General features: G+C 71.3%; 13 protein-coding genes. 11 read left to right on the forward strand and 2 right to left on the reverse strand.

The window, feature by feature from the left end; genetic code table 11:
- Positions 1-154 precede the first annotated feature (154 nt).
- The 10 genes from SY2F82_RS30690 to SY2F82_RS30735 all read left to right on the forward strand — a co-directional run bounded on the left by SY2F82_RS30690 (position 155) and on the right by SY2F82_RS30735 (position 8,586).
- A complete protein-coding gene (locus tag SY2F82_RS30690) occupies positions 155-1,087 on the forward strand; it encodes a Rossmann-like and DUF2520 domain-containing protein (protein WP_200422406.1) in 933 nt (310 codons plus the stop codon).
- Positions 1,084-2,124 (forward strand): pantoate--beta-alanine ligase, encoded by a 1,041-nt coding sequence (panC, locus tag SY2F82_RS30695; protein WP_200422407.1) that lies wholly within the window; start codon positions 1,084-1,086, stop codon positions 2,122-2,124. The genes SY2F82_RS30690 and panC overlap by 4 nt, the downstream gene beginning before the upstream one ends.
- Positions 2,121-3,836 carry an L-aspartate oxidase gene (locus SY2F82_RS30700; protein WP_200422408.1) on the forward strand — a complete coding sequence of 572 codons (1,716 nt, stop codon included), beginning with the start codon at positions 2,121-2,123 and terminating at the stop codon, positions 3,834-3,836. Before panC ends, SY2F82_RS30700 begins: the two co-directional genes overlap by 4 nt.
- A gap of 5 nt (positions 3,837-3,841) precedes the next feature.
- Positions 3,842-4,819 (forward strand): carboxylating nicotinate-nucleotide diphosphorylase, encoded by a 978-nt coding sequence (gene nadC / locus SY2F82_RS30705; protein ID WP_200422463.1) that lies wholly within the window; start codon positions 3,842-3,844, stop codon positions 4,817-4,819.
- A 10-nt stretch (positions 4,820-4,829) separates the two neighbouring features.
- On the forward strand, positions 4,830-5,633 hold the full coding sequence (locus SY2F82_RS30710) for a type III pantothenate kinase (protein WP_200422409.1): 804 nt from the start codon (positions 4,830-4,832) through the stop codon (positions 5,631-5,633).
- Between the two features lie 195 nt (positions 5,634-5,828).
- The gene (locus tag SY2F82_RS30715) at positions 5,829-6,551 is read left to right on the forward strand and encodes a hypothetical protein (protein WP_236041885.1); all 723 of its coding nucleotides are present in this window, start codon (positions 5,829-5,831) and stop codon (positions 6,549-6,551) included.
- 92 nt (positions 6,552-6,643) lie between these two features.
- Entirely contained in the window at positions 6,644-6,823 is a 180-nt protein-coding gene (locus tag SY2F82_RS30720) for a hypothetical protein (RefSeq protein ID WP_200422410.1), read from the forward strand.
- A 200-nt stretch (positions 6,824-7,023) separates the two neighbouring features.
- Positions 7,024-7,452 (forward strand): BlaI/MecI/CopY family transcriptional regulator, encoded by a 429-nt coding sequence (locus SY2F82_RS30725; RefSeq protein WP_200422465.1) that lies wholly within the window; start codon positions 7,024-7,026, stop codon positions 7,450-7,452.
- A 9-nt stretch (positions 7,453-7,461) separates the two neighbouring features.
- A complete protein-coding gene (locus SY2F82_RS30730; protein WP_200422411.1) occupies positions 7,462-7,995 on the forward strand; it encodes an amino-acid N-acetyltransferase in 534 nt (177 codons plus the stop codon).
- Between the two features lie 252 nt (positions 7,996-8,247).
- Entirely contained in the window at positions 8,248-8,586 is a 339-nt protein-coding gene (locus tag SY2F82_RS30735) for an Lsr2 family protein (protein ID WP_103842140.1), read from the forward strand.
- On the opposite strand, the gene SY2F82_RS30740 is transcribed toward SY2F82_RS30735, so the two are convergent.
- On the reverse strand, positions 8,565-9,197 hold the full coding sequence (locus SY2F82_RS30740; protein WP_200422412.1) for an SCO3374 family protein: 633 nt from the start codon (positions 9,195-9,197) through the stop codon (positions 8,565-8,567). The two genes, SY2F82_RS30735 and SY2F82_RS30740, sit on opposite strands and share 22 nt — an antisense overlap.
- 430 nt (positions 9,198-9,627) lie before the next feature.
- Between SY2F82_RS30740 and SY2F82_RS30745 the strand changes: the two genes are divergently transcribed.
- Positions 9,628-12,147 (forward strand): ATP-dependent Clp protease ATP-binding subunit, encoded by a 2,520-nt coding sequence (locus tag SY2F82_RS30745; RefSeq protein WP_200422413.1) that lies wholly within the window; start codon positions 9,628-9,630, stop codon positions 12,145-12,147.
- Positions 12,148-12,220: 73 nt separating this feature from the next.
- Here the strand turns inward: SY2F82_RS30745 and SY2F82_RS30750 are convergent, their stop codons facing one another.
- The gene (locus SY2F82_RS30750) at positions 12,221-15,328 is read right to left on the reverse strand and encodes an NACHT domain-containing NTPase (protein ID WP_200422414.1); all 3,108 of its coding nucleotides are present in this window, start codon (positions 15,326-15,328) and stop codon (positions 12,221-12,223) included.
- Positions 15,329-15,334 lie beyond the last annotated feature (6 nt).

Raw genomic sequence — 15,334 nt, forward strand, 5'->3', positions numbered from 1 at the left:
GCCCGCCCCCGCGGCACCCCGATTTCCATACCGGCCACCACCTGCGGGAACCCACAGCCTGTGGACAACCGGCCGCCTCGCCCCCCAATCGCGTTAACATGACGAGAAATCGTCCGGTACCCAGAGCGGACTGGAACGGGAAGGCCACCGTCGAGTGAGTACAGTCCAGCAGCCAGACCCCAAGGACCGCCCCGCGCGGCTCACCGTGGGCGTGGTCGGAGCCGGCCGGGTCGGCCCCGCGCTCGCCGCGTCGCTCCAGCTCGCCGGGCACCGCCCGGTCGCCGTCTCCGGGGTCTCGGACGCCTCCAGACGGCGCGCCGAGCAGATGCTCCCGGGCGTGCCGCTGGTGCCGCCCTCCGAGGTGATGGAGCGCGCCGAACTGGTCCTGCTGACCGTCCCGGACGACACCCTGCCGGGCCTCGTGGAGGGCCTCGCCGAGACGGGGGCCGTACGTCCGGGCCAGCTGCTCGTGCACACATCCGGGCGGTACGGCACGCGCGTGCTCGACCCCGCCCTGCGCGCCGGGGCCCTGCCGCTCGCCCTGCACCCCGCGATGACCTTCACCGGCACGCCCGTGGACGTCCAGCGCCTGGCCGGATGCTCCTTCGGGGTGACCGCGCCGGAGGAGCTGCGGCTGGCCGCCGAGGCCCTGGTGATCGAGATGGGCGGTGAGCCCGAGTGGGTCGCCGAGGAGATGCGCCCGCTGTACCACGCGGCCCTCGCCCTCGGCGCCAACCACCTGGTCACCCTGGTCGCCCAGTCCATGGAGCTGCTGCGCGCGGCGGGCGTCGGGGCCCCCGACCGCATGCTCGGCCCGCTGCTCGGCGCCGCCCTGGACAACGCGCTGCGCTCCGGCGACGCGGCGCTCACCGGCCCCGTCGCGCGCGGAGACGCGGGCACGGTCGCCGCGCACGTCTCGGAGCTGCGCAGGCACGCCCCCCAGACCGTCGCCGGCTACCTGGCGATGGCCCGCGCCACCGCCGACCGGGCCCTGGCCCACGGACTGCTGAAGCCGGAGCTGGCCGAGGACCTGCTCGGTGTCCTCGCCGACGGCACCGACCTGCCCGAGAACGGGGAAGACCGATGAGCCGCCGCCCCTTCGAACTCGCTCCCACGGTGGACGACCTGCGGTACGTCCAGGACCACCACGCGGTGCCGGGACGCACCGCCGTCGTGATGACCATGGGCGCTCTGCACGAGGGCCACGCCACCCTGATCCGGGCGGCGCGCAAGCACGTCGGCAGCAAGGGCCTCGTGATCGTCACCGTCTTCGTGAACCCGCTCCAGTTCGGCGCGGGCGAGGACCTCGACCGCTACCCGCGCACCCTGGACGCCGACCTGAAGGTCGCCGAGCAGTCCGGCGCGGACGTGGTGTTCGCCCCGTCCGTGGACGAGGTCTACCCGGGCGGCGAGCCCCAGGTGCGGATCTCCGCCGGCCCCATGGGCGAGCGCCTGGAAGGTGCCTTCCGCCCGGGCCACTTCGACGGCATGCTCACCGTCGTCGCCAAGCTGCTCCACCTCACCCGACCGGACGTGGCCCTGTACGGGCAGAAGGACGCCCAGCAACTCGCCTTGATCCGCCGGATGGTGCGGGACCTGAACTTCGGCGTGGAGATCGTCGGCGTGCCCACCGTGCGCGAGGAGGACGGGCTGGCCCTGTCCAGCCGCAACCGCTACCTCTCGCCCCAGGAGCGGCACACCGCGCTCGCCCTGTCCCGTGCCCTGTTCGCGGGCCGCGACCGGCACGCCGCCCAGGAGGCGCTGCGCGCGCGTGCCCTGGAGGTGCCCGCGACGCACGCGCGTGCCGAGGCCCTGAGCGCCATAGGCGAGTCGCGTGCCGCCGCGGACGCGCACGCCGTCGCCAAGGCCGCGCCCGGCGGTCCCGCCGCCGTCCGCGCCGCCGCGAAGCTCGTCCTGGACGAGGCCGCCCAGCTGGACCCGCCACTCGTCCTGGACTACCTGGCACTGGTCGACCCGTCGGACTTCACCGACGTCCCCGACGACTTCACCGGCGAGGCGGTCCTCGCCGTCGCCGCCCGGGTCGGGACGACCCGGCTGATCGACAACATCCCGCTCTCCTTCGGAGCACCCGAACCCGTCGACCCTCACGGAGCCGCCTCGTGACCGGCACAGGCATACGACTGCACGCGCCCGCCCCGGGCTGGTCCATCCCCGCCGACGTCGTGGTGGTCGGTTCCGGCGTGGCCGGTCTCACCGCGGCGCTGCGCTGCGACGCCGCCGGCCTGAACACGGTCGTCGTCACCAAGGCGCGCCTCGACGACGGCTCCACCCGCTGGGCGCAGGGCGGCATCGCGGCGGCTCTCGGTGAGGGCGACAGCCCCGAGCAGCACCTGGACGACACCCTGGTCGCGGGCGCGGGCCTGTGCGACGAGGAGGCCGTCCGCATCCTCGTCACCGAGGGCCCCGACGCCGTACGGCGGCTGATCTCCACCGGCGCGCACTTCGACACCGACGACGAGGGCGGCATCGAGCTCACCCGCGAGGGCGGCCACCACCGCCGCCGCATCGCGCACGCGGGCGGCGACGCGACCGGCGCCGAGATCTCCCGGGCGCTGGTGGAGGCGGTACGCGCGCGTGGGCTGCGCACGATCGAGAACGCGCTGGTCCTGGACCTGCTCACGGACGCCGACGGCCGTACCGCGGGCGTGACCCTGCACGTCATGGGCGAGGGTCAGCACGACGGCGTGGGCGCCGTGCACGCGCCCGCCGTGGTCCTCGCCACCGGCGGCATGGGCCAGGTCTTCTCCGCGACCACCAACCCCTCGGTGTCCACCGGCGACGGCGTGGCGCTCGCCCTGCGCGCCGGCGCCGAGGTCAGTGACCTGGAGTTCGTGCAGTTCCACCCGACCGTGCTGTTCCTCGGCGCGGACGCGGAGGGGCAGCAGCCCCTGGTCTCCGAGGCGGTCCGCGGCGAGGGCGCCCACCTGGTGGACGCCGACGGGGTGCGCTTCATGGTCGGTCAGCACGAGCTGGCGGAGCTCGCGCCCCGGGACATCGTCGCCAAGGGCATCATGCGCCGGATGCAGGAGCAGGACGCCGAGCACATGTTCCTCGACGCCCGCCACTTCGGTGCCGAGATGTGGGAGCACCGCTTCCCGACGATCCTGGCCGCCTGCCGCGCCAACGGCATCGACCCGGTCACCGAGCCCGTCCCGGTCGCCCCCGCGGCCCACTACGCCTCCGGGGGCGTGCGCACCGACTCCCACGGCCGGACCACCGTGCCGGGCCTGTACGCGTGCGGTGAGGTCGCCTGCACGGGCGTCCACGGCGCCAACCGGCTCGCGTCCAACTCCCTCCTGGAGGGCCTGGTCTACGCCGAGCGCATCGCCGCCGACATCGCCCGGGACCAGACGGAGAACGGCCTCCACGCGCGCGTGCCGGAGCCGGTCCCGTACTCGGAGAAGCCGGCGCACCCGCTGCTCGGCCCCGAGGCCCGCTTCGCGATCCAGCGGATCATGACGGAGGGCGCGGGCGTGCTGCGCTCCGCCGAATCCCTGGCCAAGGCCGACGACCAGCTCCAGCGGCTGCACACCGAGGCCCGCGACGCCCTCCACGAGAACGGCAAGACCGCCGAGCCCGGCGTCGACACCTGGGAGGCCACCAACCTCCTGTGCGTGGCCCGCGTCCTGGTGGCCGCCGCCCTCCTGCGCGAGGAGACCCGCGGCTGCCACTGGCGCGAGGACCGGGCCGACCGCGACGACGCGAACTGGCGCCGCCACATCGTCGTACGGCTGAATCCGGACCGATCGCTGGCCGTGCACACCACGGACACCGCAGACTTCCCCCCGACCTTCCAGCGTCCCCAGGAGCAGTGACCGAAGTGAGTACCCCCGACCTCCCTCTCGCCTCCAACGGCGGCTGCGGCGACGGCTGCGCCTGCGGCGCGGACGGCGACGAGGAATACCTGGAGTGCGGGCTCGACCCCGCGCTCGCCCAGCTCCTGGCCGACGCCGGACTCGACCCGGTGGAGGTCGAGGACATCGCAGGCGTCGCCATCCAGGAGGACCTGGACCACGGCGTGGACGTGACGACGGTCGCGACGATTCCCGAGGACGCGGTCGCCACCGGCGACTTCACCGCGCGCGAGGCGGGCGTCGTGGCGGGCCTCAGGGTCGCCGAGGCCGTCATCTCCGTGGTGTGCACCGACGAGTTCGAGGTGGAGCGCCACGTGGACGACGGCGACCGGGTGGAGGCCGGCCAGAAGCTGCTGACCGTCACCACCCGCACCCGGGACCTGCTCACCGCCGAGCGCAGCGCGCTGAACATCCTGTGCCGCCTGTCCGGCATCGCGACGGCCACGCGCGCGTGGGCGGACGCCCTGGAGGGCACCAAGACCCGCGTACGGGACACCCGCAAGACGACGCCGGGCCTTCGCTCCCTGGAGAAGTTCGCGGTCCGCTGCGGCGGTGGCGTCAACCACCGCATGTCCCTCTCGGACGCTGCCCTGGTGAAGGACAACCACGTCGTCGCGGCCGGAGGCGTGGTCCAGGCCTTCCAGGCGGTCCGGGAGATGTTCCCGGACGTGCCGATCGAGGTCGAGGTCGACACCCTGCACCAGCTGCGCGAGGCCGTCGACGCGGGCGCGGACCTGATCCTCCTGGACAACTTCACGCCCACCGAGTGCGAGGAGGCGGTGGCCATCGTCAAGGGCCGCGCCCTGCTGGAGGCCTCGGGCCGCCTGACCCTGGGGAACGCCAAGGCGTACGCGGACACGGGCGTCGACTTCCTGGCGGTCGGCGCGCTCACGCACTCCTCCCCGATCCTGGACATCGGCCTGGACCTGCGAGCGGCGGAGTAGGTAGGGCCCCATGCTGCTGACCATCGACGTAGGCAACACGCACACCGTCCTCGGCCTGTTCGACGGCGAGGACATCGTGGAGCACTGGCGCATCTCCACCGACGCCCGCCGCACGGCCGACGAGCTGGCGGTCCTCCTCCAGGGCCTGATGGGCATGCACCCGCTCCTCGGCGAGGACCTGGGCGAGGGCATCGACGGCATCGCGATCTGCTCGACGGTCCCGTCCGTCCTGCACGAACTGCGCGAGGTGACCCGCCGCTACTACGGCGACGTCCCCGCCGTCCTGGTCGAACCCGGCATCAAGACCGGCGTGCCGATCCTGATGGACAACCCCAAGGAGGTCGGCGCGGACCGCATCATCAACGCGGTCGCGGCGGTCGAGCTCTACGGGGGCCCGGCGATCGTGGTGGACTTCGGCACGGCGACGACGTTCGACGCGGTCTCGGCGCGCGGCGAGTACGCGGGTGGCGTCATCGCCCCCGGCATCGAGATCTCCGTCGAGGCCCTGGGGGTGCGCGGCGCCCAGCTCCGCAAGATCGAACTGGCCCGGCCGCGCGCGGTGATCGGCAAGAACACGGTCGAGGCGATGCAGGCGGGCATCGTCTACGGCTTCGCGGGCCAGGTGGACGGCGTGGTCACCCGCATGGCCAGAGAACTGGCGGACGACCCGGACGACGTCACGGTCATCGCGACGGGCGGTCTGGCTCCCATGGTCCTGGGCGAGTCGGCGGTGATCGACGAACACGAACCGTGGCTGACACTGATCGGCCTGCGGTTGGTGTACGAACGGAACGTTTCACGTATGGGGGGCTGAGCGCACTCCTGGGGCGCGGGGCCGTGTCGATGTGCGGCTCCGCCGCGTGGGCGCGACGAGCCGCGAGGCGGCACCCGCCGAAAGGCGAACAGCTCAATGGCGAATAGGCGCACCCGCGCCCCCACCTGGGGGAACCCCATAGCGACACGGCACCCGGAGAGATCCGTTTTGTCCGATTAGCGGTAGCGTCCCCGCATGCCCACGCCACACGGATCCCGAGGCGCCCTGGCCTTCGGCGCGGAGGAGCTGCGCGTGCTCCGCCGCGCCCTCGCCCTCGCCCTGAACCCCCGCACCGCTTCCGCCGAGGACGTCCAGGACTGCCTCCGCCTCGCCGAGTCCGTCGACGCGGCGGTGCGTGAGGGGGACCGTCTGAGGGCCTTCCTGCTGGCCGACCTCGCCCGCTACCGCGCCGCCCTCCCGGGCGCCGCCGGCGGCTATCTCACGCTCCTCCAGGACGCTCTGCGCGCCGGCTACCGCCCTGCCCCGGACGACCTCGCCGCGCTGCGCGCCCTGCGCGGCACCCCCCTGGCCGCCGCCCTGCTCGACCGCTGCCGGGCCCTGGTGCCCCAACAGGCGACGTTCGACCCGTCGCGACGCACGCCCGGTGCGAGGGCTTCGGCACCGGCCGAGCCCGGGGGGCGCGCGCACCTCGCTCCCCGCGGGGCCGCGGCCCCCGTCTGCCGTGCGCGTCTGACGGCGCTTCCCGGCGGCCGTGCGAGCGAGGAGGAGCGGCCGGAGGAGCCGACCCGCAAACCCGAGCGGAAGCCCGAGCGCAAGCCGGAGAAGCCCGCTCCCCGCCGTGAGCCGCAGGCCCCGCGCCCGACGCGCCGCCCGATCCCGACCCCCGGCGAGGTCTTCCCGCCGAAGCGGAGGCCGAGCCCCCCGGCCCACTCCCGCGGGCAGCTCGCGGCCGGCTAGGGCCGGTCGAACCGACAGGCCCTGGATCGGGCGCAATCCGGTGACGCCCACCCGACCGGGATCCTTCGGACACCCCTGGCTACTCTTGACGCATGGACTACGTCTCCGCGCTCGTGCCCCCGGTCGTCATGGCCGTGTTCTTCATCGGGCTCATCCGGGTGATCGTGAAGACCCAGGGCGGCGCCAACAAGGCCAAGGAGGACGCCGCCGTCGACGCGGCCCTCGCGCACGCGGAAAGCGCTCCCCGGAAGTCCGTGGACGGCGACGCCTGACACCCTTTGCGGCCCTCGGGCCTTCCGGGTGGCACCCCGTGCCACCGGGCGTACGACTCATGCCCTGAGTGCGTTTAGGAGTCATACGCCCTTTTTGTTGTGGTTTGCCGCGCAAGTGCACGTCCCGCAAGCCATTGGCGACTTCTCCCACTATTGTGCTAAGCGTGCCTCGCCCATTGGGAGAACTCGAAGACGCGGTCATGACGCGGGTGTGGAAGTGGAACCGCCCGGTGACCGTTCGAGAAGTCCTGGAAGACCTTCAGCAGGAACGGTCCATCGCCTACACCACGGTGATGACCGTTTTGGACAATCTCCATCAGAAGGGCTGGGTCCGCCGGGAAGCGGAAGGCCGGGCCTATCGATATGAGGCGGTCTCCACCCGCGCCGCCTACGCGGCCGCCCTGATGAACGACGCCTGGTCGCAGAGCGACAACCCGGCCGCCGCGCTTGTCGCCTTCTTCGGGATGATGAGCGACGAACAGAGACAGGCACTCCGTGACGCGATGCGCATCGTGCAGGGCCCGGAGAGCACCCCGGAGCCCCCGAGTGCCGAAACGGGCCCCGAGAACCCGGCCGGGACGCCAGAGGAGAACAACCCCGCCTCGGCGGAGGGCGACACCGGGCGATAGCGTCCGCTCATGCCAGCGAAGCGCCCCGAAGCCACCACAAAAGCCATCACTGTCCGACGGGCCAGGACGAGCGATGTCCCGGCGGTGCGCCGCCTCCTCGACTCCTACGTCCGCCGCGGCATCCTGCTCGACAAAGCGACCGTCACGCTTTACGAGGACATCCAGGAGTTCTGGGTCGCGGAACGCGACGACAACGGCGAGGTCGTGGGCTGCGGCGCCTTGCACGTGATGTGGGAGGACCTGGCGGAAGTCCGCACTCTCGCGGTGATGCCCGAGGCCAGGGGCCTGGGCGTGGGTCACCAGTTGCTGGAGAAGTTGCTGCAGACCGCCAGGTGGCTCGGCGTTCGCCGGGTTTTCTGTCTCACCTTCGAAGTCGACTTCTTCGGGAAGCACGGCTTCGTGGAGATCGGCGAGACGCCCGTCGACCAGGATGTCTACGCCGAGCTGTTGCGTTCCTATGACGAGGGCGTGGCGGAGTTCCTCGGTCTCGAACGAGTGAAACCGAACACCTTGGGCAACAGCCGGATGCTTCTGCATCTGTGATCGCCGGGCGATCCCAGGGGACTATTCAGACCGCGCTACAGCCTGAAGACGTTGCCCAGGTTCCCTATGTCCGAAACGCGCATGTTTCCGGTCTCCCGGCCGCCCGTCGGTCTCTCCCGGGGGGTTTGTGTTTTTCCGGCAAAAGCGGTTTGCTTTCCGACGTACTGCAGTACTGCATATAACAGGGGACGCGAAACGGGCGGCACCGGCCGCAGACCCTCGGCCCCGAAGTTATCGATGAAAGGAAATCCGGTGGCACAGAAGGTTCAGGTCCTTCTTGTCGACGACCTCGACGGTGGCGAGGCGGACGAGACCGTCACGTTCGCACTGGACGGCAAGACGTACGAGATCGATCTCACGACCGCCAACGCGGACAAGCTGCGCAGCCTTCTCGAGCCGTATGTGAAGGGCGGCCGTCGTACCGGAGGCCGTGCTTCGGGTGGGCGTGGAAAGGCCCGTGCGGCCGCTTCCGGTGGCAGCCAGGACACCGCGCAGATCCGCGCCTGGGCGAAGGAGAACGGTTACGAGGTCAACGACCGTGGCCGTGTTCCGGCGACCATCCGCGAGGCCTACGAGAAGGCGATGGGCTGAGCGCACGCGCGCCGCAGCCGGACCCGGTGGCACTGCGTCGCCACCGTGTCGACCAGCCGTACCAGATCGGGGGCGCCCCCACCGCCCCCCACGGCCGACAGCGTCGGCAGCACCTGTTCGACCTCGCACCCCGGCTCGGGGGGCCGCAGCCAGACAGCGGCCCCCTGTGAAACGGCCCGGTCCAGGGGAAGCGGCCGGGAATCCGGGGTGCCGGCCGGGTCCGGCACCGAAGCCGGCGGCCATCCCGGCGGCAGCGGCGCCTCCGTCCGCCCGCCCGCGCCGGTGACCGTGAGGTCCAGGGCCAGCGCCCCCCACTCCAGCCAGTCGAGCAGCCCCGGCAGCTCCTCCGCGCTGCCCGCCGCCACCAGCAGTCGCATCCGCCCGGCACACAACGCGACCGGCGACGCGGGCCCCAGATGCCTCAGCGCGGCGAAACCGGCCTCCGCGGGCACCTCCAGCACGTCGAAACGCACCCCGGTGACCAACCGCACCGGTTCTCCGGGCGCCGTCGCCCAGCCCAGCTCGTGCTCGTACCACTGACGCACCGTGGCGCTCGTGCCGGGATCGAGTGGCCTTCGTGGCGGGGGCGCCGGGAGGACCGTGTGGACCATGTACGAAGCAACCGCCCGAGTCGGCGCCGGGTTACGCTGGGTGGCCGATCGATTGCGCCGAGTGCCGAAAAAAGGGGCGTACGGGGGTGTCCGGCGGCGCAAGGATGTTCGCCCGTAGCGGAGGGAAACGGTGCGCGCGGCATGGAGTGTCGGTGTCGGCGGGTAAGACATCCCTAGTGGGAGGGGGCGTTTCGCGGGAGAGGCTGTCTCACGTTCGCCATCGGCGTACTGGCGAGTGGGGTATCTGCCTGGCCTGCGGGAACATCGTCTCGCACCATCGGGTTGGAGCAGATGTCGGCGTTCGGGGTCAGGAGGCCATCGACGGTGTCGGCAGTTGGAATGAGCGGTCCCCGCTTGCGGGACTAAGCTGCGGAAGGACAGGGAGGGGAAGTTCCCCCCACTGCCTGACCGCTCTGAGGAGCGATTAACGATGTTCGAGAGGTTCACCGACCGCGCGCGGCGGGTTGTCGTCCTGGCTCAGGAAGAAGCCCGGATGCTCAACCACAACTACATCGGCACCGAGCACATCCTCCTGGGCCTGATCCACGAGGGTGAGGGTGTCGCCGCTAAGGCCCTGGAGAGCCTCGGGATTTCGCTCGAGGCGGTCCGCCAGCAGGTGGAGGAGATCATCGGCCAGGGCCAGCAGGCCCCGTCCGGGCACATCCCCTTCACCCCCCGTGCCAAGAAGGTCCTGGAGCTGTCGCTCCGCGAGGCCCTTCAGCTGGGCCACAACTACATCGGCACGGAGCACATCCTGCTCGGCCTGATCCGTGAGGGCGAGGGCGTCGCCGCCCAGGTCCTGGTCAAGCTCGGAGCAGACCTCAACCGTGTCCGCCAGCAGGTCATCCAGCTGCTGTCGGGCTACCAGGGCAAGGAGACCGCCGCCGCGGGCGGCCCGGCCGAGGGCACGCCCTCGACCTCTCTCGTCCTGGACCAGTTCGGCCGGAACCTCACCCAGGCCGCTCGTGAGTCCAAGCTCGACCCGGTCATCGGGCGCGAGAAGGAGATCGAGCGGGTCATGCAGGTGCTGTCCCGCCGTACCAAGAACAACCCGGTGCTCATCGGCGAGCCCGGCGTCGGCAAGACGGCGGTCGTCGAGGGCCTGGCGCAGGCCATCGTCAAGGGCGAGGTGCCCGAGACCCTCAAGGACAAGCACCTCTACACCCTCGACCTGGGCGCGCTGGTCGCCGGCTCCCGCTACCGCGGTGACTTCGAGGAGCGCCTGAAGAAGGTGCTCAAGGAGATCCGCACCCGCGGCGACATCATCCTGTTCATCGACGAGCTGCACACGCTGGTCGGTGCGGGTGCCGCCGAGGGCGCCATCGACGCGGCCTCCATCCTGAAGCCCATGCTGGCCCGCGGTGAGCTGCAGACCATCGGCGCCACCACGCTGGACGAGTACCGCAAGCACCTGGAGAAGGACGCGGCCCTGGAGCGCCGCTTCCAGCCCATCCAGGTCGCGGAGCCGTCCCTGCCGCACACCATCGAGATCCTCAAGGGCCTGCGCGACCGCTACGAGGCGCACCACCGCGTCTCCATCACGGACGAGGCCCTGGTCCAGGCCGCCACCCTGGCCGACCGCTACATCTCGGACCGCTTCCTGCCGGACAAGGCGATCGACCTGATCGACGAGGCCGGTTCCCGGATGCGCATCCGCCGGATGACCGCGCCGCCGGACCTTCGCGAGTTCGACGAGAAGATCGCGGCCGTCCGCCGGGACAAGGAGTCCGCGATCGACTCCCAGGACTTCGAGAAGGCGGCTTCCCTCCGCGACAAGGAGAAGCAGCTGCTCGCCGCGAAGGCCAAGCGGGAGAAGGAGTGGAAGGCCGGCGACATGGACGTCGTCGCCGAGGTCGACGGCGAGCTGATCGCCGAGGTGCTGGCCACGGCCACGGGCATCCCGGTCTTCAAGCTGACCGAGGAGGAGTCCAGCCGCCTGCTCCGCATGGAGGACGAGCTCCACAAGCGGGTCATCGGCCAGGTGGACGCCGTCAAGGCGCTGTCGAAGGCGATCCGCCGTACGCGTGCGGGCCTGAAGGACCCCAAGCGTCCGGGTGGTTCGTTCATCTTCGCCGGCCCGTCCGGTGTCGGTAAGACCGAGCTGTCCAAGGCGCTGGCGGAGTTCCTGTTCGGCGACGAGGACGCGCTGATCTCCCTCGACATGTCGGAGTTCAGCGAGAAGCACACGGTGTCGCGTCTCTTCGGTTCGCCCCCCGGTTACGTGGGCTACGAGGAGGGCGGCCAGCTGACGGAGAAGGTGCGCCGCAAGCCGTTCTCGGTGGTCCTCTTCGACGAGGTCGAGAAGGCCCACCCGGACATCTTCAACTCGCTGCTGCAGATCCTGGAGGACGGTCGCCTGACCGACTCCCAGGGCCGGGTCGTGGACTTCAAGAACACGGTCATCATCATGACGACCAACCTCGGCACCCGGGACATCTCCAAGGGCTTCAACCTCGGCTTCGCCGCCGCGGGCGACACGAAGACCAACTACGAGCGTATGAAGAACAAGGTGTCGGACGAGCTCAAGCAGCACTTCCGGCCCGAGTTCCTCAACCGCGTCGACGACGTGGTGGTCTTCCCGCAGCTGACGCAGGACGACATCCTGGCGATCGTCGACCTGATGATCAGCAAGGTCGACGAGCGGCTCAAGGACCGGGACATGGGCATCGAGCTCGCCCAGTCCGCGAAGGAGCTGCTGGCGAAGAAGGGCTACGACCCCGTGCTGGGCGCCCGGCCGCTGCGCCGCACGATCCAGCGCGAGATCGAGGACACGCTGTCCGAGAAGATCCTCTTCGGGGAGCTGCGTCCGGGCCACATCGTGGTCGTCGACACGGAAGGCGAGGGCGACGCCCAGAAGTTCACCTTCCGTGGTGAGGAGAAGTCGGCTCTGCCGGACGTTCCGCCGATCGAGCAGGCGGCCGGTGGCGGTCCGAACCTGAGCAAGGACTGACCCCTGCCGGGGTGAGACGGAAAGGGGCTGCCCCGGGACTTCGGTCCCGGGGCAGCCCCTTTTCCGTGTGCGGTCACAGCACGCTGTCGGTGCGTTCGATGACGGGCCGGATCGGTAGAAGATCCAGTACGTGATCCGGGAGGCCGGACACGTCCGGGGCGAGGCGAAGGGTGAGGTCTTGCACTCCGGGGAAGAGCGTGGGGAGTTTCGAGAGGTCCTCGGTCCCGGTGAACATGTTCAGCCGCAGCCGGGTGATCCGGGGCAGAACGGGGCCCGCTTCCCAGCCGGTGGCATTCCAGATGAGCCGCAGATCCTCCAGGGCCGGCAGGGCGGCGATCTCCTCGAAGTCCTCCGGGGGAAGCTCTTTCGGAAGGGAGGCCAGACTCAGCCTCTTCACCGTGTGCAGGTGCCGAAGCCCGCGCAGTCCGGTGAACCGCAGTGCCTTTTCGGAGAGCCGAAGGTATTCCAGGGGGTGGTCCCGGGGGAGGACCGCGTCGAGGGAGTCGCCGTGCAGCCGGATACTGAGGTCGAGCCCCGTCACGGTGGGCCCGAGCCGGGCCAGTGCGTCCGGCGTCCCCAGACGGGAGTTGCCGTGCAGCGACAGCAGGGTGATCGGCAGTTCCGCGAGCGGCGAGAGATCGTCGACGTCCGGGTCCAGGCTTCCGAGATCCAGTTCGTTCAGCCGCCCCTGATCGGAGAGACAGCTCAGGTCCCGCAATGCGCGGTTGTCGCGGACGACCAGCTTGCGCACCTGGTCCGGGCGGAGTGCGGCCCGGATGTCGTCCGAGCCGATGTCGCCGACGATCTGGAGCAGGGACGGCCCGCCCAGGTCCCGCAGAGCGCGCAGTTCGGCCGCCGAGTGCGCCGCGAAGTACAGGCCCTTGGGCCGCAGATGCGCGATCACCTCCTCCGCGTACCGTTCGGTGTGGAAGCGGTGCCAGGTCCACGTCAGTTGCGCCCGCACGGACAGGGCGTGATGCGACCGGAACCGGGCCAGTACCGGGATGGCCGCCTCGGTGCCGATCAGCGACGCGGTGATGGCCACTGCCCTCGCCTCCGCGTCCGTCAGCCCCTCCGGGCCCGGAAGCAGTTCCAGGACGAGGGGGCCGGCCTCGGCGAGGGCTCGGGCCTCCGCCGTCGTACGGGGCGGGATGAGCGCGGCGGCCTCGGACTCCACCCGGCTGCGGACACGGGGATCGAGTTCCGTCGCGTGTTCGAGTGAGGCGAGCGCCAGGAGCCGGATGCGCGTCGCGGCCGCTGCCGGGACCCGGTCGGCGGAGGCGCTCAGGTCGTCCAGCAGTTCGGCCCTCTCCCGCGGCCGGGCGTGCGCCACCGCCATGCGGATCACGTCCGCCCACTGTTCGTCGGCGGCGCCCCGCACCAGCAGCCCGAAGTCCCCGTCCTCGACCGCCGCCTTCGCGCCCAGGTAGTCCTGGAAGGTGCGGTGGACGAACTCGACCGTACCGGGGGCGGGTTCGCGCAGCAGCCCGCTGCGGACCAGGAGGTGGCGCAGGATCTGTCCGGCATCGCCCTGGGAGGCGGCGGCCGGCAGCGAGGGCAGCACGTCGGCGATGATCCGCTCCGCGCGCTCACGGTCCATCTCGGACTGGTTGTTGCGGATCAGCCAGTACGCCAGGCGCTGCAGCAGCTGGATCTGCGGGGCCTCGGTCAGGTGGATGCCGTCCTGCCGGACGAACATGTCCCGCTCCTCGTCGCGCCGCGCCAGCAGCATCGACAGGGCCGCCTCGTACAACTCCTGCCTGCCGTGCGGCAGATACCCCCGCCGGTCCCGGTGCAGGGCGCAGATCAGCCCGCACATCAGCGGGTTGGTGGCGAGCCGGCCGAGGTCCGGCTTGGTGCGTACGGCGTCCAGGAGCGAGTGTTCGTAGTCGTCGAGGCGGTCGGTGTCGGGGGCGCCGACGCGGGCCGCGGTGTGCCAGCGGCGGACGAACGCGGCGACGTCGTCGCGGCCCATGGGGGCGAGGGAGAGTTCGGTGAAGCCGTCGGCGGCGAGCCAGTCCTCGCGCACGGCGGAGGGGCGCGAGGTCACGAGCCACTGGTTGCCGGGGTAGACGTCGAGCAGTTCGCGCAGCCAGCGCCGGGTGCGTTCCCGTTCGCGCTCGGGGATCTCGTCGACGCCGTCGACGAGCAGGAGCGCGCGGCGGGCGGTGAGGACCCGGTCGGCCCAGCCGGGCGGCTGGGTGGCGTGGAAGGGGACGCGGACGGCGTCCAGGAAGGCGTCGGGCGCCGGCAGCCCGCCGGGGCGGCGCAGGAGGGTGCGCAGCGGCAGGACGAACGGGATCCGGTCGCCGCGCTCACCGCGGGCCGCCGTCACCGCGAGCCACTGCACCAGCGTGGTCTTGCCGGAGCCGGCGACCCCGCGCAGCAGGACCCGGTCGTGACCGGTGAGGGCCTGGTCGGCGGACAGGGCCGCGGAGGCGGTGGCGATACGGGCGTCGGTCTCGTCGTCCGGGCGCAGTGCCTGGAGGCTGAGGTAGGCCGTGTCGAGGGGCCAGCGCTCCGGGGAGTTGACGAGATCGATTCCGTAGATGGTCAGGTGGCTGTGCCTGGTGGCGACATAGGCGAGGTAGCGCTGGTCGAAGGCCGGGTCGGTGCCGCCGGTGGGCGGGGTGCGGGCGATCAGCTCGTCGATCTTCGCGATGATCTCGGCCTGTCGCCGGGTCTGTTCGACGAGGGTGCGTGGGACAAAGGTGGACCGCTGTGTGAAGAAGTGCAGGATGTGCAGGCAGGCGATCTCCAGGACGCGCTCGTAGAAGAGGGTGGCGTCGAGGGAGAGGTCGCGGTCGGGGGTGCCGCTGGCGGCCCGCAGGTGCAGGGCGAGGGTCTGGGGACCCAGTCGCACGGCCTGGACGTCGGTCATGTTGAGGTCGCCGAGGGCATGCAGGGTGGTGGCCAGCGCGAGGACGACGGCGGGTGTCTCGTCCTCGGGCAGCGGGCGTTCGCCCTCCGCGGTGACGGCCCGCCTGACCAGCTCGGCGGCGAGCTTGCTGAGCTCCTTCTCGGCGAGGGCGCGCTTCTCGCCGCGGAACGAGACGAACTGCGAGACGCGCACCGGCTTGTCGACGAGCCCGGCGCCGGGCCCCTCCGTGACGAAGAGCCGCTTCACGAGCGGGGTGACCACGCTGGAGGCCACCTTGACGCCCAGGGCCGCTGGATCCATCTGCTC

The sequence above is a fragment of the Streptomyces sp. Y2F8-2 genome, assembly GCF_014905555.1.
Classification (GTDB): Bacteria; Actinomycetota; Actinomycetes; order Streptomycetales; family Streptomycetaceae; genus Streptomyces; species Streptomyces cynarae.